At 47.1% G+C, this 26464-nt stretch carries 24 protein-coding genes and 1 pseudogene; 16 read left to right on the forward strand and 9 right to left on the reverse strand.

The window, feature by feature from the left end:
* The first annotated feature begins 119 nt into the window (after nt 1-119).
* From A1332_RS05295 to A1332_RS05335, 8 genes are all read left to right on the forward strand, one after another.
* Complete coding sequence (locus tag A1332_RS05295) at nt 120-1079, forward strand: glycosyltransferase family 2 protein (RefSeq protein WP_157203946.1); 960 nt, start codon at nt 120-122, stop codon at nt 1077-1079.
* 5 nt (nt 1080-1084) lie between these two features.
* Complete coding sequence (locus tag A1332_RS24655) at nt 1085-2320, forward strand: glycosyltransferase (RefSeq protein ID WP_197491398.1); 1236 nt, start codon at nt 1085-1087, stop codon at nt 2318-2320.
* A complete protein-coding gene (locus tag A1332_RS05310) occupies nt 2321-4303 on the forward strand; it encodes an HAD family hydrolase (protein WP_064007520.1) in 1983 nt (660 codons plus the stop codon).
* Between the two features lie 7 nt (nt 4304-4310).
* Nucleotides 4311-5690: a glycosyltransferase family 2 protein gene (locus A1332_RS05315; protein WP_064007521.1), complete on the forward strand. Its 1380-nt coding sequence runs from the start codon at nt 4311-4313 to the stop codon at nt 5688-5690.
* Nucleotides 5681-5965, forward strand: coding sequence for a nucleotidyltransferase domain-containing protein (locus tag A1332_RS05320; protein WP_064007522.1), 285 nt, complete (start codon nt 5681-5683; stop codon nt 5963-5965). The genes A1332_RS05315 and A1332_RS05320 overlap by 10 nt, the downstream gene beginning before the upstream one ends.
* Nucleotides 5962-6405, forward strand: a complete 444-nt coding sequence (locus A1332_RS05325; RefSeq protein ID WP_064007523.1) for a hypothetical protein — start codon at nt 5962-5964, stop codon at nt 6403-6405. The genes A1332_RS05320 and A1332_RS05325 overlap by 4 nt, the downstream gene beginning before the upstream one ends.
* A gap of 79 nt (nt 6406-6484) precedes the next feature.
* Complete coding sequence (locus tag A1332_RS05330) at nt 6485-7585, forward strand: glycosyltransferase (protein ID WP_064007524.1); 1101 nt, start codon at nt 6485-6487, stop codon at nt 7583-7585.
* Entirely contained in the window at nt 7582-8706 is a 1125-nt protein-coding gene (locus tag A1332_RS05335) for an FAD-dependent oxidoreductase (RefSeq protein ID WP_064007525.1), read from the forward strand. Before A1332_RS05330 ends, A1332_RS05335 begins: the two co-directional genes overlap by 4 nt.
* A gap of 28 nt (nt 8707-8734) precedes the next feature.
* On the opposite strand, the gene A1332_RS05340 is transcribed toward A1332_RS05335, so the two are convergent.
* From A1332_RS05340 to pgaB, 9 genes are all read right to left on the reverse strand, one after another.
* Nucleotides 8735-9955 carry a glycosyltransferase family 4 protein gene (locus A1332_RS05340; RefSeq protein ID WP_064007526.1) on the reverse strand — a complete coding sequence of 407 codons (1221 nt, stop codon included), beginning with the start codon at nt 9953-9955 and terminating at the stop codon, nt 8735-8737.
* A 24-nt stretch (nt 9956-9979) separates the two neighbouring features.
* The gene (locus tag A1332_RS05345; RefSeq protein ID WP_064007527.1) at nt 9980-11107 is read right to left on the reverse strand and encodes a sodium ion-translocating decarboxylase subunit beta; all 1128 of its coding nucleotides are present in this window, start codon (nt 11105-11107) and stop codon (nt 9980-9982) included.
* Between the two features lie 144 nt (nt 11108-11251).
* Nucleotides 11252-13057 (reverse strand): sodium-extruding oxaloacetate decarboxylase subunit alpha, encoded by a 1806-nt coding sequence (gene oadA / locus A1332_RS05350; protein ID WP_064007528.1) that lies wholly within the window; start codon nt 13055-13057, stop codon nt 11252-11254.
* A 53-nt stretch (nt 13058-13110) separates the two neighbouring features.
* Nucleotides 13111-13350, reverse strand: a complete 240-nt coding sequence (locus tag A1332_RS05355) for an OadG family protein (protein ID WP_036274151.1) — start codon at nt 13348-13350, stop codon at nt 13111-13113.
* A 190-nt stretch (nt 13351-13540) separates the two neighbouring features.
* The gene (locus tag A1332_RS05360; RefSeq protein ID WP_064007529.1) at nt 13541-14011 is read right to left on the reverse strand and encodes a peroxiredoxin; all 471 of its coding nucleotides are present in this window, start codon (nt 14009-14011) and stop codon (nt 13541-13543) included.
* Nucleotides 14012-14015: 4 nt separating this feature from the next.
* Entirely contained in the window at nt 14016-14540 is a 525-nt protein-coding gene (locus A1332_RS05365) for a glycine cleavage system protein R (protein WP_064007530.1), read from the reverse strand.
* Between the two features lie 78 nt (nt 14541-14618).
* The gene (gene pgaD, locus A1332_RS05370; protein ID WP_064007531.1) at nt 14619-15056 is read right to left on the reverse strand and encodes a poly-beta-1,6-N-acetyl-D-glucosamine biosynthesis protein PgaD; all 438 of its coding nucleotides are present in this window, start codon (nt 15054-15056) and stop codon (nt 14619-14621) included.
* Entirely contained in the window at nt 15053-16399 is a 1347-nt protein-coding gene (pgaC, locus tag A1332_RS05375; RefSeq protein WP_197491399.1) for a poly-beta-1,6-N-acetyl-D-glucosamine synthase, read from the reverse strand. Before pgaC ends, pgaD begins: the two co-directional genes overlap by 4 nt.
* Before the next feature lie 7 nt (nt 16400-16406).
* Nucleotides 16407-18326 carry a poly-beta-1,6-N-acetyl-D-glucosamine N-deacetylase PgaB gene (gene pgaB / locus A1332_RS05380; protein WP_064007532.1) on the reverse strand — a complete coding sequence of 640 codons (1920 nt, stop codon included), beginning with the start codon at nt 18324-18326 and terminating at the stop codon, nt 16407-16409.
* A 329-nt stretch (nt 18327-18655) separates the two neighbouring features.
* Between pgaB and A1332_RS05385 the strand changes: the two genes are divergently transcribed.
* The 8 genes and pseudogenes from A1332_RS05385 to A1332_RS05415 all read left to right on the forward strand — a co-directional run bounded on the left by A1332_RS05385 (nt 18656) and on the right by A1332_RS05415 (nt 25994).
* Nucleotides 18656-20254, forward strand: coding sequence for a SulP family inorganic anion transporter (locus A1332_RS05385; protein WP_082879545.1), 1599 nt, complete (start codon nt 18656-18658; stop codon nt 20252-20254).
* A 145-nt stretch (nt 20255-20399) separates the two neighbouring features.
* Nucleotides 20400-21683, forward strand: a complete 1284-nt coding sequence (locus A1332_RS05390; RefSeq protein WP_064007534.1) for a DUF2130 domain-containing protein — start codon at nt 20400-20402, stop codon at nt 21681-21683.
* Nucleotides 21684-21910: 227 nt separating this feature from the next.
* A complete protein-coding gene (locus A1332_RS05395) occupies nt 21911-22156 on the forward strand; it encodes a type II toxin-antitoxin system ParD family antitoxin (RefSeq protein WP_064007535.1) in 246 nt (81 codons plus the stop codon).
* A gap of 95 nt (nt 22157-22251) precedes the next feature.
* A pseudogene (locus A1332_RS25915) lies at nt 22252-22449 on the forward strand (type II toxin-antitoxin system RelE/ParE family toxin); the annotation flags it as partial.
* A gap of 342 nt (nt 22450-22791) precedes the next feature.
* A complete protein-coding gene (locus A1332_RS05400) occupies nt 22792-23046 on the forward strand; it encodes an AbrB/MazE/SpoVT family DNA-binding domain-containing protein (protein WP_064007536.1) in 255 nt (84 codons plus the stop codon).
* Nucleotides 23040-23429, forward strand: coding sequence for a type II toxin-antitoxin system PemK/MazF family toxin (locus tag A1332_RS05405; protein WP_064007537.1), 390 nt, complete (start codon nt 23040-23042; stop codon nt 23427-23429). Before A1332_RS05400 ends, A1332_RS05405 begins: the two co-directional genes overlap by 7 nt.
* A gap of 178 nt (nt 23430-23607) precedes the next feature.
* Complete coding sequence (locus A1332_RS05410) at nt 23608-24237, forward strand: hypothetical protein (protein ID WP_157203947.1); 630 nt, start codon at nt 23608-23610, stop codon at nt 24235-24237.
* 5 nt (nt 24238-24242) lie between these two features.
* Nucleotides 24243-25994, forward strand: coding sequence for a diadenylate cyclase (locus A1332_RS05415; protein ID WP_064007538.1), 1752 nt, complete (start codon nt 24243-24245; stop codon nt 25992-25994).
* Nucleotides 25995-26464 lie beyond the last annotated feature (470 nt).

Below are 26464 nucleotides of genomic sequence, written 5' to 3' on the forward strand. Positions count from 1 at the left end.
TGCATTATTACTATCAAATAAAAAATTAATACAATGAATTACGCAAAATGTATGTTCAGTAAACTTAAATTCTGCGAACCCTACCGAACATAAATGAGTTTTGGGTAGAAGTTTTTATTTTGACTATTACGCCACATGATTACTATAATAATTATTTTTCATTTATGAAAACTGTTGCTATCATAACTAGGACAAAGAATCGCCCATTAACGTTAAAAAGAACTTTTGATAGCATCAAACAGCAATCTTTTAAAGATTACCAATGGGTTATCGTAAATGATGGAGGAGATTATGTTAGCGTTAACTCGATTGCAAACGAAGCTCAGCTCATAGGCATGAATGTGATCACCGTTCATAACGACAAAACAGTTGGAATGGAGGCTTGTTCGAATATAGGCATAACAAACTCGTCAAGCAGATATATCGTGTTATTGGACGATGACGACACATGGCACCCTGATTTTTTAAAAAAAACCATTGGTTTTTTAGAAGAGCCTTGCAATAAAACCTGTAAAGGTGTCATCACAAAAACCTCAGTGATAGAAGAATTCTTTTTAAAAAATAACATAGTTACAATTTGCTCATACCCCTTTGCGCCTGGCTTGGAGTATGTAAGTTTATTCGAGTTAACCAAAAGAAATTATATAGCGAATTTATCATTTGTTTACTGCCGTGATGCATTAGAAACCGTCGGCTTATATCGTGAAGACTATCCAGTTGTTGGCGACTGGGAGTTTAACATTCGTTTTTTCAGAACATTTGATATAGGATTTATTCCAGAATATCTTGCCAACTGCCATCGACGCAATCAATCTATTGGCAGCTCATACAATCAAAGTGACGTAAACAACATACATTCAAAATATTGCACAATACTCAGAAACGAACTTTTTAGGCAAGATTTAAATAACAATGCTATCGGACTTGGCTTTGCAGCAAATATTGCGCACGAGATTAATCAACTTGAAAGAACAATTAGACGAGGAAGCTTGGTATATCTCTCAAAGAATATCGGATTTAATTTATATAAAAAACTCATTAGTTATTATAAAATATTAAGCTATTCATTTAAACGATGAAAAATATGAATATCGCAATTGTTAGCAAATCCGATGCAACAGGAGGAGGAGGCAGCCGCCTAGCATCTGGCTTAGTTCGATTATTAAACAACAACTCTAAATACGTAGCGCATCACTGGGCTGGCCGACCCGGCATTAATTCTGATTGGTATACCTATAAGCTTCATGGCGGTCAATGGTTATCCTTAATTCAAGGCGCTTGTTCAATTATATCTAGGTTTATTGGGCTTCCTGACTTTCTAACGCCCGAGTTTTTGATTCATATGAATCGCAAAACTGTCGAATATGATCTTTATCATTTTCATGATATTTCATTTACATTTTCTCCTTTGGCTATTTCCTGGCTTGCAAAACGCAAACCTATTATATGGACATTCCATGATTGCTCACCATTTACAGGTGGCTGTATATACCCCATGGATTGTAAAGCTCACTATGCTCATTGCAATAATTGTCCACAATTAGATTTATTGCCTTTAGGGACATCAATTGATTTAACAGGCTATATGCAGCAGTATAAACGGCGATTATTGCAAAAATCGTCTATTATACCTATCTCCCCATCGAAATGGTTAGCCGAAGAGGCAATGAGGGTTATCGATTTCAAAATTGCTCCTATTGTTATACCTAATTATGTTGACACAAACATCTATAAACCATTAGACCGAAAAATACTAAGATCTATCCTCGGCCTGCCTCAGAATCAATTTATTGTTTTATTAACAGCAACCAGCTTGTCAGAAGTTAGAAAAGGTTCGCATCTTGCTGTTGAAGCAGTAAGAAAAATACATCCATCGCCTTTTATTTTGGCTATAGGAAAATCAGAACAAAACCATTCAATCCTTTTTCAAGGATTGAACATTTATAACACAGGTTACATTTACAATGACCAACTTTTGGCACAGTACTATGCAGCGGCTGACGTATTCCTTTTCCCTACATTAGCAGATAATTTGCCTACCGTTGCAATTGAAACCATGGCATGCGGTACACCTGCAATTGCCTTTGCCACGGGAGGCGTCCCGGAGATCATTGAACATGGTAAAACCGGTTGGTTGGCAAAAACAGGGGACGTACAAGGTTTAGTCGATGGTTTGAATTACGTCATCAAGCGTCCGGATATTTTAAATGAATGGCGAATTTATGGCATTGATAAAGTCAAGGAGAGATATACCAAAGAAAAATTTTTAGCCGCGCATATGCGAGTTTATCAAAACGCGTTGAATGGCGATTATAAATAAATGATAAAAGCATATTCTTTTGACATCTTTGATACTTGCATAACTCGAGTTTACACTTATCCAACCGATTTGTTTTTTGACTTGTCATGTATATTATTAACAGAATATTCACCTATTAAATTTAATACGGATACAATCAAGAAAGTTGCTTCATTGCGGCAACGTGCTGAACATGCGGCTAGACGCCAATTCAGGCACTTACATGAAGATATTCAATTACTTGATATTTATCGCCAGTTTCAATATCTATTGCCATGGTCAATAGATATTGAAAGGGCCATGCATATGGAAATGCAGCTTGAGAAAGAATCTCTTCGCCCCGTTTTTCCTATAAAACATAAAATACATAAACTACGCGAACAAGGTTACAGGATAATCTTTATTTCAGACATGTATTTGCCCTCCATATTCATCAAGCAATGCTTAATCGATTTTGAAATTGCCAATGATGAGGATAGCATTTATGTTTCTGGTGAATTAGGCATTACTAAATATCATGGCACACTTTTCACTCATGTCCTTACAACCGAAAGTCTTAATAAAACTGAGCTAGTTCATTGTGGCGACAATCCTCATTCTGATGTGAATGTTCCTCGTAAAATAGGTATAGCAACACAGCCTTTTCAAGAAATACAGTTGTCACATCACGAGCAAAGACTTCTATCCAAAACTAAAAAATTATTGGATATATCAAAATTGGTAGCTCATACCCGTCTTACCCGATTGAGTGATATTGAAAACAGTCAATTAGAACATAATAGATTGCCGCTGATTTCAGGCGTAATCTCACCACTATTAACTTCTTTTACTGCCTGGGTATTACGAACGGCCGAAGCTGAAGGAATACAACGATTATATTTTGTGTCCAGAGATGGGCAGATTTTATATAACATTGCCCAGCAACTAAAGTTTGCGATTCCGGCTCCGGAGTGTCGATACTTACATGGGTCCAGACAAGCTTGGTTTTTACCATCGGTAATAAAATGTACACGAAATAATTTGCATTGGTTAACTATTCCTGGCAGCTCCACTGCAATTCGAGATATTTTAAGCCGACTAAACCTTACTCCAACTGATTTAAAGGAACCGCTAACGGAAGCGGGATTTTCAGAATTCAATTATGATAAGCAACTCATTGGTGGTGAGTTAGAGAAATTCAAACAATTTTTATTTAGAACACCCTGTGTCACGCAAATCATTGAACAAAAAGCCAGCGCTGCTCGCGCTATCTTAGCGAGTTATTTTGAACAAGAAAAACTGAATGATGGTACATCATGGGCAATCGTCGATATGGGTTGGCGACTGAATTGTCAGCAGGCTTTAAAAACTATCCTGAATAGCCTTGAATGGTCATGCCAACCCAAGGGATTTTATTTTGAGCTTGCCAGTGATCATTTATCTGAATCGGAAGCGGGTTGGCATAAATCTTATTTATCCCATAAATACCCTTTATTCAGTCGACGCCGTCTCTTGATCGAACATGTATTCACACCTGCGAATCATGCTACTGTGGTAGGTTATCGAAGAACTGGTAAAGGTATTGAACCAATATTTAAAGCAACACCTTCCGATGATAAATTGACAGCATACACAGAGCAGTTACATAGACTATGTATTGAGTTTTCTAAAAACACTATTCGGGCTGGTCTTTGGACAAATTACAATCCGGTATTGGACAGCGCTATTTTGCGTAATGCTGTAAACTTTCTTGACCGCCCCTCAAAGGAAGATGCCGAAACCATCAAATGGATTCCCATTATGCTCGATCAATTACATAACCATCAATACAATAGCGCACTGGCTAATCCTGTCACCATCCAGAATTTACTGAAGTTAATCGGATATGAACTAGGCTTATCTATTTCTCCTCCGTCAGGATGTTATTGGTTGGAAGGTTCAGCAGCACTATCATCTCCCGGAGTAAAGGTGATTATTTTTAGCTTATTATTTACAAAGCGCAGACTGCAACGCTTTTTGCCTTAGATTAACAATGTCTGCGCCCACCTCCCTATTGTCGGAAGCCTATATCATAGCGATTATGGTCAACTGGAACGGCAAAGCCTACTTGCAAGCGAGTATTTCATCAGTTCTTACAGAATTGGCTTGTTGTGGAGGTGGGTTATTGCTGGTCGATAATGCCTCTACGGACGGAAGCGTCGATTTTGTACGGCGGAATTTTCCCAACGTAACCATTTTGCAAACTGGAGTAAACCTAGGTGGGGCTGGCGGTTTTTCTGCGGGAATGCAAGCAGCATTGCAGTGCAAAAAATGCGAGTTCATTTGGTTGTTGGACAACGATATTGTAGTTGAATCCAATGCATTGGCTCCTTTATTGTATAACCTGGCTACTAACCCAAATGCCGGAGCGGCAGGTTCGCAAATTTGTTTATATAACAAACCCGATACTATTCAGGAAATAGGTGCGCAATTCACTCATTGGCTAGGCGGATTGCAACAATGCTTTTCCGGCCAACAACGATTGCCACCCACCGAGCCGGCATTCGAGGTCGATTATCTCGCCGCTTGCTCGATTTTGATTAGGCGCAATTGCCTGGAACAAATAGGTGTTTTTGGTGATTTCTTTATTTTTTATGACGACGTCGAATGGGGATTGCGGGCGAAGCAAGCTGGATGGTCTCTGTGGGGAGTGCCTGCTTCAGTAATTCGTCATCAATATAGCGCTACTAAGCCGATAATTCCCTGGCGTGAATATTATCGTAAGCGTAACCGTCTAGCGTTATTAGCTGTTTATTCCCCTAGAAGGGGTGGAATTTTTGCGAGCCTTATTTATCTTTTTTACCTAAACTATAATATTTATTTTCATAAATGGCATTGTTATCAGGATTTATATCATGCCTATTTGTGGGCACGGGATGATGCTTTATTAGGAAAAATGGGCAAACGTGACTTAAGCGGCCTTAGTTCAGCTACAGTTAAAATCAACTTAGAATGTTTAGCGGATTCTGACGAAATATTGCTCGATATAGGTGAAAGTCCCGGTGAAGCTTTGATATTGATGAAAACTATTCTTCAATCAAAACCCAATACCACTTTTTACTTACCAGAATATTTATCACATTACTTTCGCTTTGTTGATATTCCAGCCGCTTACCTGGTCAAAAACAAAAACTGCTCGACTGTAATTATAGGACAAAAATATCATCTAAAGTCAGCAATATTCTCTGCGAAAGTCATTGGTTACAAAAATGGCAGTCTTATTAATATGTCGAAACTGGATTTAGTGAATGACTTTGTTATCCGTTTTATTGCTTTACTTGCCTCATTAGCTAATACACCATCGCATTGGTTAACGCTTCGCAGAATATTTAAAAAAACGACTTGTTTTAATAAATATAAAATATGCGTTTAACTCAAGAGCAAATTAATACATTAAAGTTCAGCCTAGCACAGATCGATACATCGGCTAAGATTTATCTTTTCGGGTCCAGACTTGATGACAGCAAGAAAGGTGGTGATATTGACTTATTAATTACCAGCTCAAAAGTTAGCAAATCCGATGTTCGAAAATTACGCATGGATTTTTATCAAAATTTTGGTGAACAGAAAATGGATATTTTAATTGATGATGGGAAAATGAACAGCCCGTTCCTGACAAAAGTACGTGAACAAGCAATTGAACTATGAGCCATAGCAAAAGTATCTTGCTGAAAAATATACAAGCACTAAAGAATCAATTTTCCTGGCTCGAAAGGTCTTATCTAATTTGTCAGCATATCCCATCAGGAAGAGATTATTCCCCGGAGGAAATGGATGCCTTGGAAACGCTGTGCTCACGCTTTGCTAGAAGCATTGACTATTTAATACGAAAAGTCTTTCGTTCGATAGATGGTGTTGAGCTTGAGAACCAGGGAACATTGATTGATGTCGTGAATAATGCCGAAAAAAGAGGCTTAATCGAACCCACAGATAAACTTCGAGAAATCAAGGAACTCAGGATTGATATTGTACATGAATATGTATTGGAAGATGTGAAAAGTTTGTTTGTCGATGTTATTGAGGCAACTCCATCCGTATTGGAGATAATGCAAAATACCATCACTTACTGTTCAAAATATCGGCAATAGTTTTGTCACACTTCATTACTAGACAGCCTCTCTCAATTCTTTTGCAGAAAGGTGAAAAATTCATGAAAGCCCAGTCTAAATGAATATTTTTTTTCTGTGCAAACGCCGCTATATGCAAAAGGACGTCATCGACGACCGTTATGCCCGGCTTTATGAACTACCATACCAATTGGCATTACAAGGGCATAATGTGCGGGGAATTTGCCTTGGTTACCATCGCTGCAACCTTGGTCATTTCATACACATTCAAAATAATACGAGTTCATTGGAATGGTATGGCTTTGATGTTGGCTTTTTTATTATCCCTGGCCTACTGAAGTATTTCAAAAAAACATTTTCACTAATCAAAAACTGTAAGCCCGATATTTTATTGGGCAGCTCGGACTGTCTGCATGCCGTGATAACAGCGTTATTCGCGAAGTTATTTAATATCCCCTATTATCTCGATCTTTACGACAATTATGAGAGTTTCGGATTGGCAAAATTACCGGGCTTATTACCTCTATATCGCATAGCTATAAAAAATGCCGTTGGAATCAGTTGTGTCAGTGAGCCACTTGCCCAATATATTCGGCATCGTTACAGCCACGATAACGTCATCACTTTGGAAAGCACTATCGGTGGCGACGATTTCTTTCCACAGGAAAAAAATTTTTGCAGACAGCAGCTCAATTTACCGGCACATGGAAAACTGGTCGGTTTAGCCGGATCGCTGGACAAAAATCGGGGTGTCGATTTGCTTTACACCAGTTTTTTGCAATTAGCCGATACGGACAGTTCGTTGCATTTGGTGTTAGCGGGACCGACCGACGATAACTGCCCCATACCAAATCATCCGCGCGTTCACTATTTAGGTTTATTGCCGCATCAACAAATTAACACCTTTTATAACGCTCTCGATTTGGCCATGATTTGTCTACGTGATAGTGATTTTGGACGATACGCTTTTCCGCAAAAAACCTACGAAATACTGGCGTGTAAAACGCCGGTTTTAGCCCCACGACTCGGCGCGCTGGCGCAAACCCTTAAACATTATCCGCAATGTCTGTATGAGCCAGATAACGCACACGATATGCAACGTAAGATGGCTGTTCTGTTAGAAAAACCTTGTGTTGTCGATGCCCTTATTCCAACTTGGGCGGATCAAGCGGCACGCTTAGTCGCCTGGATGCAGATATGAAAAAACGCATTTTGGTTGTGGGTGCAGGGTTTGCCGGTGCGACCATCGCCCGTGAACTAGCAGATAGTGGTCGTTATCAGGTACAGGTGATTGATCGTCGTGATCATATCGCCGGAAATGCTTATGATCCAATTGATGACAAGTTAAGACTACGCATCCACTGCTACGGCCCGCATATTTTCCATACCAATGACCAAGGGATTTTTGACTATCTATCGCGTTTTACTGAATGGCTCACTTATACCCATCGAGTCGAGGCTTGGATAGAAAACACCGGCTATGTACCTCTGCCAATTAACCGGCTAACGCTCAATCGTATTTATCGGCAGCAACTAACAGACGAAGCCGCAGTGAAAGCGTTTCTGGATACGATACGTAGCCAACACGATAATCCGGCCAACGCACTACAAGTAGCGGAATCTCTGTACGGCCCGGAGTTGACTCAATTGTTTTTTGGCCGTTATACCCGAAAAATGTGGGGCATAGACTTGGCGGAATTACCAACAGATGTTTTAAAGCGACTGCCAGTCCGTTACGACGATAATTGCAATTACTTCAATGACAAAATCCAAGCATTACCCAAGCATGGCTATTTAGGCTTGTTTAACAATCTGCTGGATCATCCGGATATTGAAGTCAAGCTAGGTTGCGAGTTTGATAAGAGTATGGAAGCCGATTTCTACCATGTCTTTAATTCGATGCCCATTGATGTGTATTTTGATCAGCAATTTGGCGCACTACCCTACCGATCAATAAAATTTATCCACGAAACTTTCGATACTCACCAACAACCGGTACCAACCATCAACTTTACCGATGACGGTATTTATACCCGCCAAACAGACTGGAGATTGTATCCGGGCTGTGATTTGGGTGCCAAAACAGCATTATTAACTAAAGAAATACCGTGCAGTTACGAAGACAACAATTATGAGCGTTACTATCCTGTTAAAACGGTGGACGGGGCACCGCAAAACTTGTATCGCCGCTATCGTGCTGAAGCTGAAAAACTGTCAAATATCACGTTTATAGGTCGTTGCGGACAATATATTTATTACGATATGCATCAGGTTGTAGCCAATAGTTTGAAAATTGCGCATACATTCTTGGGCGAAGCCTAAATTCATCTTAAGCAGGCACATACGGCAGTCACTGGCCATATAAGTTCTCAAATTTTTCGCTTATCAGCTGCCAGTCATATGTTTGCGCGGCCAACCGCCCTGTTTCAGCCAAACGCTGGCGCAGCCTTTCGTCCAAAATTAATTCGGCAATCGAATCAGCAAGCTGTTGCGGATTATTCGGCTCGACTAAGTAGCCGTTTTTTTTATGCTCAATGATCTCTGATATACCACCGGTGAAGGTACTGATCACCGCCGTTCCGCTGGCCATACCTTCCAACAGAATTACCCCCTGCCCTTCGGTATCACCTTTATAATCGGTGATGGACGGTGCGATAAATAGATCAGCGGCCGCATAGTAGTCCGGCAAACTGCTATTGGGTAACTTGCCGTGAAAAATCACTTTATCGGCGATTTGCAATTCCTTCGCCAATAACTCCAGCCGATCACGCTCAGCGCCATCCCCAATGATCCAACACTCCCCTCGATTGCGCAATTCTTCAGACAGCTTGGCAAACGCCAGCAGCAAACTCGCGGTGCCTTTTTTTTCAACCAACCGCCCTACGAATAACAGAATGAATTTTCGTGGCTCGTTGGATCGGAACAGGTTTTTGGTATTTCCGGAGGCAAACTTTCGATAATCAATGCCCATGGGAATGATATGCGGCTTGGGCAAATCCGGGCCTACGGCATCGGCAGTCGCATTGGTGTTACTGGTCCAAGCCGCGCAATGCTTTATGGTCCAGCGCTTGATAGCCCCTAGAAAGCTACCTCGCAACGCAAAGGCATCACCGCCATGGGCAGTAACCAACACCGGGATTCTGAATAGCTTGCCTAGCAATACAGCTACTGTGCCTTGCGGAAAAATCCAATGTGCGTGTATCAACGACGGCCGCTGGACAACCATAATCCAGGCCGCAGCAACAAACATGGATAGGATGAAAAAAGGCACTTGGAACAACAACCATGGCGTGGCCCTCAAGTTGGGTAAAATCCCCGAACCGTAGGCTAACATTTGCAGCTTACGCGGCCAAAAATAGCGAAAGTAGCGACAGACTATACCGTCAGGTTGCGTAGCTGCTTGGACTTCCGGATGATCCGGTGAGAGGATATGAAGACTAACTTTCTTGTTGGCCAGTGCTTCCGCTAAGTAGCGCAAGAAGACCGAAGCGCTGTCGTCTTTACTGCGTGGATAACTTGATGTCAGCCAAAGTACCTTGATCGGCTTATCCTTGGCTGACTGAGCACTCATAAAGAATTTTTAGTGTGTGTAGACCTAACGCACCAGACTCAACAACACACCTGCCGCGACTGCGGAGCCAATTACACCCGCCACATTTGGTCCCATCGCGTGCATCAACAGGAAGTTGTGCGGATTACTTTCCAGACCGATCTTGTTGGCTACCCTGGCTGCCATAGGCACAGCGGAAACACCAGCGGCACCAATCAGAGGATTGATCGGCGTACTGCTAAAACGATTCATAATTTTTGCCATGATTACGCCACTAGCCGTACCAATAGAAAATGCCACGGCTCCCAAACCCAAAATACCCAGCGTTTCCATTTTCAAAAACGCCTCGGCGCTCAGCTTGGAACCGACCGACAAACCCAGGAAGATCGTGACGATATTGATCAATTCGTTCTGCGCAGTTTTGCTCAACCTGTCTACCACACCGCTGGCGTTCATCAAATTTCCCAAGCAAAACATACCGACCAGCGGTGCCGCCGACGGCAGCAGCATGGCGGTCAAAACCAGCAGCATTAACGGGAATACGATTTTTTCCGCCTTGCTGACTACTCTGAGCTGCTGCATTTCTATCCGGCGCTCTTGCTCACTGGTCAATGCGCGCATAATGGGTGGCTGGATCAATGGCACCAATGCCATGTAGGAGTATGCCGCCACAGCAATTGCGCCCAACAATTCAGGGGCCAATTTGGACGCCACATAGATTGCTGTCGGACCGTCGGCACCGCCGATGATGGCAATGGCCGCTGCTTGCTTAAGCGTAAAATCCATACCTGGAACCGCATTTAACGCCAACGCACCGAATAGGGTCGCGAAAATACCGAATTGCGCAGCAGCACCCAAAAACAGGGTTTTGGGATTGGCGAGCATCGGGCCGAAATCGGTCATCGCGCCCACGCCCATGAAAATCAACAGCGGAAATATACCGGCCTTAATACCGCCATACAGATAATAGAGAATGCCACCCTCGTCTATCATGCCGGCAACCGGAATATTACTCAGCACTGCGCCAAAACCAATCGGCAATAGCAGTAAGGGCTCAAAGCCTTTCTTGATGGCGAGATATAGCAATAAAAAACCGACCGCCATCATAATTACTTGCGGCCCGGTAACGTTATAAATACCCGTGCTTTCCCACAACAGTCTAAGATTTTCCATGGAGTATGTATTAAATCGGTTATTTGACCAGAATCACTGATACCCGCGCCCGCCAGCAGCGTGGTGCGAATAGCTGATCAGAGGATTACTTAGACCCCGGCCCCAAACTACCGGGCCGAGACTACATTTTAACGATAAGAATTATTACAACGTGACCAATACGTCGCCGACCGCGACGGAATCGCCCTGACGGACGTTTACCGCGCTGACGATGCCGGCTACTTTAGCGCGGATCTCGGTTTCCATTTTCATCGCTTCCATAATCAAAACCACATCGCCTTCGGAGAGATGGGAGCCGACATTGACATTGACTTTAAGCACTACGCCGGCCAGCGGCGATTCCACAAAGCCACTACCGCTAACGATAGGCGCGGTAGCTGCCAACATTGGACCGCTATCCAAAACGGACTGCACTGTAACCGGTTTAACGACCAAGTCGGCACCGCCCGGCGCCACGGCTACGTGATAGTTTTTACCGTCGACATTCACTGTGTAAGTCTCAGCGACACCAGCTTTCTGGGCAACTTCGGGTATTGGCGCTGCCGCGATCTCAGTCTCCGGCTTAGGTTCAAAAGCCGCTGGGTTACCGCGGTTTTGAATAAATTTCCAGCCTATTTGCGCAAACAAGCCATCGATAAGCGCATCTTCCTCGACACTGTCGGCCAGCTTCACGCCTTCTGCGGCCGCTTTGGCTTTTACTTCGGCAACCAGTTTGTCCATCTCGGCTTCCAGCAAATCGGCAGGCCGGCAAGTAATCGGCTCGGCACCATTCAGAACGCGGGCCTGCAATTCCTTATCGACAGGGGCCGGCGTAGCGCCGTATTCGCCTTTCAGCACGCCTGCCGTTTCCTTGCTGATGGTTTTATAACGCTCGCCGGCCAGTACGTTCAACACGGCCTGGGTACCGACAATTTGCGACGTGGGCGTGACCAGCGGGATATACCCCAGGTCTTTTCGCACCAAAGGAATTTCCTGCATCACGGCGTCGAAACGATCAGCTGCGCCCTGCTCTCTTAATTGGCTTTCCATATTGGTGAGCATGCCGCCCGGCACTTGCGAGACCAAAATCCGGCCATCGACGCCTTTCAGGCTACCTTCGAATTGCGCATATTTTTTGCGCACTTCCCGGAAATAAGCCGCGATTTTTTCCAGCTTGATTAAATCCAGCCCCGTTTCGCGCTTTTGACCGGCCATGGCCGCCACGATGGTTTCGGTGGGACTGTGACCGTAGGTCATACTCAGCGACGAGATAGCGGTATCGAGATTATCGACACCTGCTTCGATGGCCTTAATATAGGTACCCACACTCAAACCGGTAGTGGCATGGCATTGCATATGAATCGGAATCGCCACGGCTTTTTTTAGCTTGCTGATCAGCTCGTAAGCATCGTAAGGCGTCAGCAATCCGGCCATGTCTTTGATGCAGATAGAATGCGCCCCCATGTCCTCGATTTGTTTGCCTTGCTCGACCCATTTCTTGATCGTGTGCACCGGGCTGGTGGTGTACGAAATGGTACCTTGAGCATGGGCATCGGTATGTAGCACGGCTTTAATCGCACGTTCGATATTACGCATATCGTTCATCGCATCAAAAATCCGAAATACGTCTATACCGTTGACCACGCAACGTTCGACAAATTTATCCACCACATCATCGGCATAATGCCGGTAACCCAAAATATTTTGGCCTCGGAACAGCATTTGCTGCGGCGTGTTGGGCATGGCTTTTTTCAACAAACGCAAACGCTCCCAAGGATCTTCGCCCAAATAGCGAATACAGGCATCAAAGGTGGCACCTCCCCAAGACTCGATAGACCAGTAACCGATTTGATCAAGCTGCCCGCAAATCGGCAGCATGTCTTCGATACGTAGCCGGGTCGCCAGAATTGACTGATGGGCGTCGCGTAGAACCACCTCAGTAATTCCTAGGGGCTTATTTACCTTTTCCACTCTTTTCTCCTAATGACGTTTTTGGGCCGAGTACTGCTACCTTGTGGGTATGATTATCCGTGCTTGTGTTTTTTGCGGTATTGATGAACAGCGGCAGTGATAGCGGCAATAACTGCCTTATCATTTCCTGCCACGACAGGTTGATCCGAAAACTTGGCAGGCATTTCCGGAAAATAGCGGCGCACCAGCTGGGACATCACATTGATTGCCACAATCAACATGGCTAAAAATGCGTAGACCATACCCATGCCTATTAACATCAGCTCAATCCCTGAGGACAGCATTTCGTTCATGTGTTTCGTCCAAATGATTAAAAACTGAGCTCATTATCGCCAAAACCGCCGGATTAAACAATCCTGAGCGGGCTGAAGGGTTTAATTGCCTTAGCCGGCGTAGGGCAAAACAGGTTTCTCAGAAAGCCGTTTTGCGTCGCCTGAGCAATGCGACGAGCAATCTCAATCGAGATGGACTAGCGTCGGTTTATTAAGCGGCCGACTGCAAATAGCTCAACACCTCGGCGATGTGCGTTTTGACTTGGACCTTGCGCCATTCCTTGACCAATACGCCGCCTTCGTCAATGACGAAAGTGCTGCGCTCTATGCCCCGCACTTGCTTGCCGTACATGTTTTTCATTTTAATGACATCGAATAGACTACAAAGACTCTCGTCCTGGTCGGATAACAAATCGAACGGAAATTCCTGTTTGCATTTAAAGCCTTCGTGCATTTTCACGCTGTCGCGGGATACGCCGAGAATAACGGCATTTAATTGCTTGAATTGTTCGATATTATCCCTAAAGCCTTGACCTTCCTGGGTACAGCCGGGGGTGTTGTCCTTGGGATAAAAATATAAAACGACTTTTTTGCCGCGATAATCGCTCAGTTTGACGGTTTTTTCACCGGTAGCGGCAATTTCGAAATCGGGAACGGCGGAGCCGAGAGTGGCTAAAGTCATCAGATCACCTTTTGATGGGTTCGAGAATAGCGTCGATATTCAAGCTGTCGCAAAAATCCAGAAATTCTTCACGCAGCGATAAAATTCGTACTTCCGGCGGCACCAGCAATACATATTTTGTGGAAAACACCGGCGTGTTAAAAAACGCCGCTTGATGGCGGCTGGCCGTGACCTCTTCGATACAGATGCCTCTATCCAACAAAAACGATGTGACCGCGAACAGCACGTCGTTCTTATCCATGGAGATCGTTTCCAATGTATATGGAACACCCTCCAATACCGGCGGCATTTCATCCGGCCGTAAAAAACTCATCTGAATTTCGAAGCGAATTTTTATCACTTCCAGCATGCCTTCCAGCTTGGCAATATGATTCCAATTGCCGGCGATCAGCACGTAAGCCGCAGTAATTTGGGTCAGATTGGACGTGCGCAGCTCCACCACGCTGCATTGACAGGCACTCAGCGCCGACAGGATTTCCGCGATAAAACCGTTGGACTTGTTGCCCAACACTGTGATTGCAAGTTGCATAAAATAAGTCCTTGAATACGCCTAGCGCAGTGTAACACCAACACTGCGAAAAGCAGAACCGCGACCAAGCAATCCGGACTACTGCGACTCTATATCGGTAATCACCGCGTGATTATCGAAATGAACTGTTATTTTCTTGCTGGCTCGCGCCGCCGATACCAGGGCTTCATCGACCTTAAACGCCACCGCCAACTGCTGATCCGTCACGGGCGTGGTACGCTTTGGAGCCACGCTGGAATGCAGCCAGGACAAATACAAAGTCCAAAACAACCAAATGCCGGCAATGATCACCACTATCTCGCCGTACAACTGCAATAATTCCAACAGCGTTTTATAACCACCGAACCAGCGAATCTCGTCAGACAGGCTTTTCAAACCCATCAGCCAGGCACCGAGCGTAAACAAGGGCCATAAAAAGTAAAGCCAAAGCACCCAACTTAATACCGACATAAACGCCGAGCCGCATTTTTGCTGGAAACTTTGTAGATGCGGCTGGTTGATGATGATGTCTTTCATTTCTGCCTCAAGCCTCGGTCTAAAGTCACCCACACCGCGCGCTGACCGCGTTTTTTACGCAAAGCCTTGATGCAGCCGTTAATCGTGGTGCCTACATTAATCAGCCAATAGATGATCGGATACCAGATCATCCAGTAATAATGCTGGGCAGAGCCGCCGCTCTTGCGTTCGTAGCTGGAATCGATGGTCAAACTGACCGCGAATTGAATCAAACAGGTGACGCATAGCAACATGCTGGTCCAATGCGGCGACAAATCCTCCAGCGCCTCCCTAGGTTCGTTGCTAAACCACTCGAACGGCACCATAGCCAGCATCGCCACCACCAAAAACGCCCAGGCTAAACTGATGCAGCATTCCAGATAAAGCGGCCACATGCCGCGGGAACGCCAGCTAAACAGCGGCCGGAAATAACGTAGCAAGACCTCGACACCGCCCTGCGCCCAGCGGCTGCGCTGTTTCCACAAACCATTGAGCGTCTCCGGCATCAATACCCAGCACAAGGCATTAGGCTCAAACCGAATCGCCCAGCCGGCCAGCTGCAACTTCCAGCTGATGTCGATGTCCTCGGTGACCATATCCGGACTCCAGTAGCCGACATCGTGCAAGGCGGTTTTCCTGAAGCCAGCGATGACCCCGGAAATGGTAAACACATGCCCGTAAGAGCGCTGCGCCCGCTTGATCATGCCGACGATGGCGGAAAACTCCCCCACCTGTATTTTGCCCAACAAGGTAGAGCGATTACGTATACGGGGGTTGCCAGTCACCGCGCCGACATGCTGATCTTCCAGAAAATGCCGGACAATCCAGGCAGTAGCATTCGGTGCCAGCAGGGCGTCGCCGTCGATACCTATCAATATCTCGCTATTGGCTAACAATGCTGCGGTGCGTAATCCCACCGCCTTGCCTTGATTGCTGGCCAAATTGACCACCCGAATTTGCGGGTGCTGGTCGGCCAACTCGTGCAGTATCTCCAGCGTGTTATCCTTGCTACCGTCATTAATCGCGATGATTTCGAAATTGGGATATTGCTGATGCAACAAGTATTCTATGGTTTCCCGAACATTCTCGCCCTCGTTATAACAGGGGATCAGGATAGATACGGGTGGGTATTCGGCTAACGCCGGCAGATCGGACAAGACATTGCCGCGATTGCGTTCCCAACGGATGTAGTAAATCATGCCGCCAAGCATCCAGACATAGGCCATCAGCAGAGGGTAATAGAACACGAAGCGTGAAAGCCATTCGTTGAATTGCCACCATGGCACTTCCTGCAAATTTTCCTGGGTAATCAACCACCAGTCGATAAATTGCTGTACCCAAGCTTGGTCTATCAAGTTCTCCATTTATCGCTTAATCCTTTTTGGAAACCGGAAAGAATTTTTTCAGCTCCGCCAACTTCGGCTGGTCGTTAAAAACATTATCAGGGTAATAGCCGATATGCTTGGCGCCGTGCTTTTTCAATAACTCGAATTGCTCGGTGAACACGGGCATAGGAATATCCTGCTTGGTTTTCCAATTAACCGCCTGCAATTCGAACACCATCTTGTCCAGACCGCCCGGATATTGCGCAGTTTTTTCCACTAGCTCGATCAGCCATTGCTTGGGATTTTCAGCCTCTTCCATGAAAGGCATCGCCTCCACCGCCACATAGTCGTAATGCTTTAAAAACGCCGGGAAAGACTGCGCATACCATTCTTCGCTATATGGCTTTAACAGCGGCAGGGAGTAAAAATTACGGGCGGTTTTGATATAAGGCCGATAGAACTTGACCTTATCGGTCAAATAGTCGGTGAACTGGCCGATTAACTCGGTTTTATGCTGCGCCCAACGCAAGCGCAACTCGCTAGACGCGTGGATAGTATCGAACTCGGCCGGCATGCCCCACACATTGCGGCTAAACTCCATCGCCAGCGGCGACACGTCTTCGTAATCCGACAAAATCCCGTCGTCATGAAACAGAATGCCGTTAAAGTCGCAATGCTTGGCCAGGTCTTCGTAAATCTCGCCGACAAACTGCCGCGCGTCCGGGTTAAACGGCGACAAGCGGGTATAGATGTGTCTGGATAGCTGCGGCTCGCCGTCGCGCCATTCCTTTACATACCACTTTAGCGGCACATCGGCCTTGTAAGCCATGATAGGCATCCAGGCGTACACTCTGACCCCGGCCCGCGTGCGCAATTGCAAGGTCACATGATTGAACATATCCCGGCGCACCGGCAAATGCCGATTGGGGAAATACAGTTTGTCGGCATTGCCGTCGCCGTCCGGGTCGGAATACGCTTGCAGATAGACGGTATTGGCGCCGCTGGCTTTAATTCTCTCTACCACCAGGGCCAAATTCTTCTCGGTCTGCTCCTCGTCATCGTCGTAGATGTAATCCATATCCACATGCGCGACTCGCAACTCTTGGCCGACCCGCTGATTTTTGACGATTTCACCGAACTGTTTAGCATTCACATCATCGGTGATCATCATCCGCTTCATCACGTACGCATCAGCCAGAGTATTGGCACCGTCGTTCAGTCCCATGGTTAGACGCATGCCCGCCAATTTCGTGGCTTCCAGCGCAATCGCGTTAAATTCGCCGTAAGGCCACACCATCACCCGCGGCCGTTTGCCCAATATCTGAAACAAACGCTCGGAGCTTTTATCCACTTCCTGGAAAATCCGTTTGCGATAGTCCTCGTCTTTCTCGTATTCGTCGTATTCGTTGCTGTACAAACGCGAAGTCACCGCGCTTTGCTGATTGCCTTGCGGATTGGCGACGATGCCGTGATGCAAATCAAAAGTATGCGAAGCAATTTCGACCAGACCGGTTTCCGCCACTTCACGAACCTGCGCCGGCGTCATTAACGGTTTAACGCCCGGCACATTCTGCTGCTCGAGCCAAGAACCGACTACCGCCAACGTAGCCGGATACTTGTACTTTTTCAGCAAGGGCATGGCTCGGGTATAAAAACTCAGGTAACCGTCATCAAAGGTCAACATCACGGCTTTAGTGGGTAATACCTTGTCGCCCTTCATGCAATCCAGCAAATCCTGGACGCTGATAACGTGATAGTTGTTCTGCTTCAACCAGGCAAAATGATCGGCAAGATGGTCTTTGTTGACCGCGATCCGATCAAATGGCGGCACCCGCTCTTCTTCTTCGAGAATATCGTGATAATTCAATACCAGAAAGCTGGAGTTACCCGAATCGGCAGCCAGCAAGGGCCCGGCAAACAAACAGAAAAAGACAAAAATTACACGAGCAACAATGTGCATATTCATTAATTTAAAGCGGGAAAAGAGACTGGAAACAGCTGGTTCTCAGTGTTAAAAAAGACCAGAATTGGACGAGGCATTTTACCCGAATCATAAGGCTTGACCCGTTTTATTTGTCCGTGCGACACCCTGTCGCAGGCATACTCAAACGCCGGCGACTAAGGCCGTCAACGCCAGTTTGGTGAGACCCCTAACAAAAAGCTCGAACGGCATCCGCGCCACAAACTTCATAATGTTCGGAAAAAACTGGTTATGATTGAGGAAAAAACCTGATCCAATCCGCCAACCGATTAATTCGGCGTATGGCGGGCCAGTACACCTTCCCTGGAGAATTCATGCAAAAACCCTCGCTAGCAAATCATTGGCGGCAAGACCTCACTGCCGGCTTTTTGGTATTCCTGATTGCCTTGCCCTTGTGTTTAGGTATTGCCGTTGCATCCGGATTTCCGCCCATGGCCGGCATCATTTCCGCCATCGTCGGCGGCTTGCTGGTGTCGCGCATCGGCGGCGCGCAACTCACTATTACCGGCCCGGCGGCCGGTTTGATAGTAGTGATTCTGACCTCGGTGCAGACCTTGGGCGAAGGCGATGCGCTAGCCGGCTACCGTTACACCTTGGCGGCCATCGTCATCGCCGGCGCCTTGCAAACCGTGCTGGGTTACTTCAAAGCCGGCCGGCTGGCGGCGTTTTTCCCGGCCTCGGTAGTACACGGCATGCTCGCGGCGATTGGCATTATCATCATCAGCAAACAGTTGCCGGTAATGGCCGGCGTGCAAAGCCAGGGCGTCAGCATCCTGTCCGGCATCGCGGCTTTGCCGCACAGTCTGATTTATTTCATGCCGCAAATCGGCCTGATTGCACTGGCCGGCATCGTGGTTCTGATCGGCTGGCCGCAGATTCAACAGCCCTTACTGTGCAAGATCCCGGCGCCGATTATCGTCATCGCCTCCGGCATCCTGCTCGGCCATCTGTTCCAGCTCGAGCAACTGCAACCGGGCGAAGCGTTCATCGTCCCCAAGGACATCCTGTTTGCCCCGCACTTTCTAGTGACGTTCCCGGATAGCCTGCTGGCTAGTTTTTACCTGCCGGATTTCGGCAAACTGACCGCGTTTGCTTTTTGGGAAAGCGTGGTGTCGATCTGCCTGGTCGGTAGTCTGGAGAGCCTGCTCAGCGCCGCCGCCGTCGATAAACTCGATCCGGAAAAACGCTACTCCGATTTGAATAAGGAACTGCGCGCGGTCGGCATCGGCAACGTGGTATCCGGCATGATAGGCGGCTTGCCGATGATTGCGGAAATCGTCCGCAGCTCGGCCAACATAGACGCCGGCGGCCGCAGCAGCTGGGCCAATTTCTTTCACGGCGGCTTCGTCTTGCTGTTTGTGGTGTTGTTTCCGGACTTGATCTCGACCATACCGCTGGCCTCGCTGGCCGCACTACTGGTTTATACCGGCTTTAGACTGGCCTCGCCGCAAGCCTTTGCCAAAAGTATGGACCTGGGCAAAGAGCAGCTGGCTTTGTTCGTGATTACCATCTTCGCGATACTGGCCAGCAATTTGTTGATCGGCGTGCTGATCGGCATCGCCGCAAAACTGCTGCTGCATATCGGTCGCGGCGTATCCTTGGGTAACTTGCTATCCATCTCTTACAAACTGCAAGCCAACGGCCCGAACAGCTGGATCATAAAAGTCAGCGGCGCGGCTTTGTTCTCCAACTTTCTGGCATTAAAAAGCCAAGTTGCCACCTTGGCCGACGGCCAAACCGTGATCTTCGATTTAAGCGCCGCCGATTTGATCGACCACACCGTGATGGAGTTTATCGCCCATTACCAGGAAGACTACATCGCTCGCGGCGGGCGTTGCGAAATTCATGGCTTGGCCGATTTGGAATCCCTGGGCGACCATGCTTTAGCCGCTAGACAGCGCAGATACATATAGGGCGCCTCAAAAAATTAGTATCTCTTCAGCGCAAAGGACCGCAGATCCTCTCCATCAGGAGAGGGGACATGCTTTCGGCGGCTTGCCGGGTTTTGCGATTTGCTGAATAGTTACACCTATTCTTACTATCTAAAAACCACCTAACATGACCGAAGCCACCATCATCTGCCCCAATTGCAGCACGCAAGTACCGTTGACCGAATCGCTGGCCGCGCCGCTGCTCGCTGCCACCCGCAAACAATTCGAACAGCAACTGCAACAAAAAGACCAAGCCATCGCCCTGCGCGAACAAGGCATCAAGGATCAGGAAAAGCTACTGGCGGAGGCAAAGCGCGGCCTGGACGATCAGGTCGCGCAGCAAGTCGCCAAGCAACTGCAAGCCGAACGCCAGCGCGTCATTGAGGAAGAAACCCGCAAAGCCAAACAAGCGGCCGCCGCCGAACTGGAGCATAAAAGCCGAGAGTTGGCCGAACTGAACGAAGTATTGAAAGTCCGCGACGCCAAACTCGCAGAAGCCCAACAAGCCCAAGCCGAGCTGATCAAAAAGCAGCGCGAACTGGACGACGCCAAGCGCGAGCTGGAACTGACCATCGAAAAACGCGTACAAACCAATCTCAACGAAGTGCGCAATCAGGCCAAACGCGAAGCCGAGGAAGGCCTGAAACTGCGGGTGATGGAGAAAGACCAGACCATCGCCTCCATGCAGCAAAAAATCGAAGAACTGAAACAAAAAGCCGAACAAGGCTCACAGCAACTGCAAGGCGAAGTGCAGGAACTGGAATTGGAAAACCTGCTGCGCGCCAAGTTTCCGTTCGACAACATCGAACCGGTGGCCAAGGGCGAATTCGGCGGCGACCTATTGCAACGCGTGGTCGGCGGCTCCGGGCAAGCCGCCGGCAGCATACTCTGGGAAGCCAAGCGCACCAAAAACTGGAGCGACGGCTGGCTGGTGAAACTGCGCGAAGACCAGCGCAACGCTAAGGCCGACATCGCCGTACTGGTCAGCCACGCCCTGCCCAAAGGCGTGGAAAGCTTTGAAGTGGTCGACGGCATCTGGGTCACCGCCCCCCGCGCCGCCTTGCCGGTCGCCACCGTGTTGCGCCACACCCTGCTGGAAGTCGGCATGGCCCGCCTCGCCGCCGAAGGCCAACACGGCAAAACCGAAATGGTCTACCAATACTTGACCGGCCCCCGCTTCCGCCACCGAGTGGAAGCCATCGTCGAAGCCTTCTCCACCATGCAGGAAGACCTGGACAAGGAACGCAAAATCATCACCAAGCAGTGGGCCAAGCGCGAGGCACAGATCGAACGGGTGATGAATGCCACCGTGGGTATGTACGGCGATCTGCAAGGGATTGCCGGCAAATCGTTGCAGGAGATCGAGGGTTTGGAGATGCGGGCCTTGGGCTTGGATGATGATTTGGGTTGACCGGCTGTTCAGTCAGCGCCAGCCCGATCCTCCCGGACTCTGTTTCCCAAGCTGCGGCTTGGGAAACCCGGTGTTGGAAGCTCCAGCTTCCAGTCTGGTTGCTGATAGGAAGCTAGAGCTTCCGAGATAGCATTCCCAAACTGAAGTTTGGGAACTAGAAGACGCTTGAGTTTGGCGCAAGCCGCGATCTATATTAGTATCTAATACACCATATCGGGAGCCCAATCATGCCTAGAAGCACTTCCGTCATCCTGGGTGACCACTTTGATAACTTCGTGCAGGAAAAAATACAGCAAGGCCGTTTCTTGTCGGTTAGCGAGGCCGTCCGCGCCGGCTTGCGCAAGCTGGAAGAAGAGGATCTTAAGCTACAAGCATTAAGAGCCAAACTACAAGCCGGCGAAGACAGCCCGTTGCAAGAGGATTTCGACGAAGAGCAATTTCTAGCCTTGATGGTAAAAAAACACAGCCAATGACGCCAAACTATCGCATCAGGCAACTGGCGGCGGAGGACCTGGAACGAATTTGGCTCTATAGTTTTCAGCAATGAGGTGGCGAGCAAGCCGACCGATACCTACGCGCCCTATTCAACCGTTTCGCCTGGCTTGCGGAAAATCCCAAGCTAGGCAAGGCGCGCGACGATATAAAACCCGGTTATTTATGCTTTCCCGAAGGCCGACATATAGTCTTTTACATCGTCACCAATACCGGTATAGAAATAATTGGCGTTCCTCATCAAAGCATGGATGTGACTAATCATGTTGTATGAGTTAAATAATGCCATCCGAAGAGTCGAGCCGGTTCCCAAGCTCCGGCTCTCACCGTTTACACAGTGCCGTCATGCCCGCAGGACGCGGGCATCCAGTGCCATGGATGGTAGCTTCAAACTACCCTTGCAGCCTGGATTCGCTTCGCGGTATGCGGCTCCGGCAATCCCTGCCGAAATGACGATTATCCAACATAGATGTGTATAACGGCGAGAGCTCCGGCTTGGGAACCAGAGAACTCGACGCGCACGGCTTACTGGTTCTGAGGACACAGCAAAATTCAATAAATTGCCCCATATATAAAATCATGTTTATACTTGCGTTTAAACATCCCGGAGACCATCATGACCGAAGCCATACTCGACATCAAACAATGGGGTAATAACCTGGGCGTTCGCCTGCCGGCAGCGATTGCCAAAGCAGCCCATTTGCACAACCATCAACGGGTGCGGATTTCTGTAGAGGACGACAAAGTAATCATTACCCCGCTGAACGACAAAGCTTTGACGTTGGAACAGCGCTTGACTCGTTTCGACCCCGAGCGGCACGGCGGCGAAGCGATGAGCAGCGAACAGACCGTCGGAGCCGAGCATTGGTAATTCAAAAGGAAAAAGCGGCTTGGGTGCCTAATCGGCAAGACATTATTTGGATAGATTGCAATCCTCAAGTCGGCCAGGAAATGCGCGACATCCATCCTTTCCTAGTGCTTTCGCCACGAATTTTCAACGAAAAGACCTCGCTGGTGATTGGCCTGCCGATGACGACCGCCGCCTACAATGCCGACAATCCGTTTGCGGTCGCGGCCGGGAAAGCCGGTGGCCGCAAAGCAGAGCAAACCAGTTACGTACTCTGTCATCAGCCCAAATCTTTTGATTGGCGCTTGCGCAAAGCAAAACCCCATCCGCTCAAGTCCTTGCCGGACAATTTGTTCGCACAGGTTTGCGAACGGTTGAACCAGATTATTCAGATTGGTTCGGGCTGATCTGCCGTTGAGCATGGTCGAGCCGAGCTAGGGCTCTGGCTTGCTCCGGCTTGGGAGCCCTTACCTTGGAAGCTCAAGCTTCCAGCTAGTATGTGGATAGGAAACTAAAGCTTCCGAGATAATGTTCCCAAACTGGAGTTTGGGAACCATAGGATCTACTGACAAATATAACAACTTTATGCTCACAAAAATTCATCTAACTACGCTACTAATTATATCTGCTCTCGTGGGTGGGGTAGTTTTATTGGCGAATGGCGTTGCCGTTAAAATAAGTTGGCTTAGCGCTGTTTCTGCCACTATTAGCGTCATTTCTGTGCTTCTATTGGGATTTGAACACTTGTTTTGGAGATGGAAGCTTCTACATGGCTGGTTTGTTGAGAAGCCGGATATACGGGGTACTTGGAAGGTAACGCTTCGAAGCAATTGGAAGACTGAAAATAACGAATCTACTGAAATAGAGGCCTATCTTGCAGTCCGGCAAACCTATTCTCAACTAAGTTTTCGTTTGATGACTGCCGAGCAAAATTCGGAACTGGTCAGCTCATCGATTCAGCGTGCCGCAGATGGAATATATAAAGTGAGCGGGGTTTATCTTAGCCAACCAAATCTTACTGTACGGGAGCGCAGTCCTATTCATTATGGGGCGATATTATTTACTGTGATTAGTGATCCGCCTACAGCTTTAAGCGGCCACTATTGGACAGATCGAAATAGTTCGGGAGAGTTCAATGCCACGTCAAGAAAGGTAAGCATATTTTCTGATTTCGTCGGCGCACAACAAGCTTTTGAAACTATCGATAATGGGTAAATAAAATGGCTGGTAAAGTTATATTTTTATTCATGTGGAGTTATCAGCACAGTTATCGCTTTGGCTTGGAGTATCTCGCCGAACAAGTTATTAAGACACTGGGTATTAATATTAAACCCAAGGTATTGGTAGTCGGCGCACGCCGTCCAAAAAGTAATAATAGAAATCCAGTGTGTGTTGAACCAGAGGATGGCGAATGGTCGGTAAACTTGTTTTCGGGCTTACTCGATTCTATAGAAACTATTTATAAAAGCCATCCAAATCAAAATCTAATTTATAGCAATAGTGAAATAGCTATGCGAGAAAAACCGGAACTTATGCACAGGGATTCGGTGAGGGCAGCCGTTAAGCAATCCTTGAGGGAATATGATACCCAGCAACAAGTACATTCATTTTGTGGGATGGCTTACCCTGTTGAAGATTATTATGTCGTTCCTGTTGTACAAGTACCCGAGTTCGTTTTTGGTTTATATCCTCCTCTTCGAAATGAAATCGGAGACCGCACTTTTTCGGCCCATCCTAGTTTTATTCACGCCGCAATGTCAGTATTACTTGGAGAAGCAACTGCCGAATTAGCGCAACCTAATCCCGGTTATGGCGGGCCATCAATTGGCTCGAGAACAGCAAAAGAAATTGTCCGGCAAGCTGCCTCTATTTTTCTGCGAACACCCGTTTTAGCTCTCAAAAATCAAGGCTACCATTTTGATCTTTTTGAACAATTCAACAGCATATCTTCGCTAATGTACGAAGGCACTAAAGGAACAGGACGGTTACTACTGGTTCATCCTGAAAACCCGGCTATTGACTATGATCTGCGCCTAGTTGACCCTGTGCCATTCCGAGAGCATCGATGGGCGCGGAAAATCCTGCAAATGGCGTCAGATGACATTATGTTGGTCGCCGATTGCGAAAAAATTCATGGATTAGGCAAGCTTAAAGCGAATTGTGATTCATCGCAGCAAGATGCTTTTATTATTGATTTCTTGGACCATTATTATTGGCAGCTACGCTCTGGAAACCAAGTGCTACTTCAATGCCGATACGGCGAGCCGAAGCTCCCACAAGAGCCAGTCAGCCAAGATAGATTTATCGATAATTACTCGCGCTTGTTTCCACAAACCTCTTCTGCTCAGCAAAATCACATCTGGCGAATTTTTAATATTGCCATCCAACAAAATCATGGCTGCATGATTTTAGTGGCTACAGATGCCATCGATGAAGTGCAGCGTTTGGCTCAACAAGGAACCGTAATTAAACCAACCTTGCTAACAGAAGAGTTGTTTTATCGTGTCAGTGGAATAGATGGCACGATAATTATTTCACCTGATGGAATATGTCATGCCATAGGAGTAATTCTCGATGGCCCAGCAAACGAGGATTGTACCCCGTCGCGTGGTTCACGCTTTAATTCTGGGATTCGTTATGTGAAAGCCAGTCACGCAAGGCGGTTAGCTATAGTTATATCTGATGATCACACAGTCGACATTATTCCCATGCTTCGACCACGAATTAACCGCAATGAAATCATACAGGTTATTGAGTCGTTGGAACTGGCGACGACAGACAATTATCACAAGTCGCAAAATTGGCTTGATGAACATAGATTTTATCTCGATGCGGATATGTGTGAACGCGCGAATAACGCGCTTCAACGTATTAAAAGCATTCCGAATGAGTTATATGAAATCAGGTATATTACGAACCATTTTGAGCCACACGCAGAAATGGATGAAAGTTACTTTCTTCCTACCTACTAATAACGCACATTCTATCAATAGCTTCCTTTACTACTCGTCGCCCATGCCCCGCAGCCGCAGCCGAGTCCTGCAAAATCCCAGCCCGCACTTCCTGACCGCAACGGTCAATCAGTGGCTACCGCTGTTTATTCGCCCAGCGACAGTGAATATCGTGCTGGATTCCTGGCGATTCTTGCGACACGGAGGATGTAGTGAGCAACGTGCAGCACATCGTTCGCGATTGCTGCGATTCGTACCCCTTACTAATCAAACACCGCTCTGCCTAACGTTGTATTTAACGACAAATGAATATTTGTTGCCGCGATTGGTTTAGAAGTTCGGAATCACGGCAATGGGACGAACCACCTGTACCCAGAACTCAACGCTGAATATCAATAACTTTTCCACCGCAATTTCCCCGACAAAAAACCAAGCACTTGTTTTCCGTTAAGTTTGTTCCTAAGCTAACCCGCTACTTATCCTCATAGACG

The sequence above is a fragment of the Methylomonas methanica genome (assembly GCF_001644035.1).
GTDB lineage: Bacteria > Pseudomonadota > Gammaproteobacteria > Methylococcales > Methylomonadaceae > Methylomonas > Methylomonas methanica_A.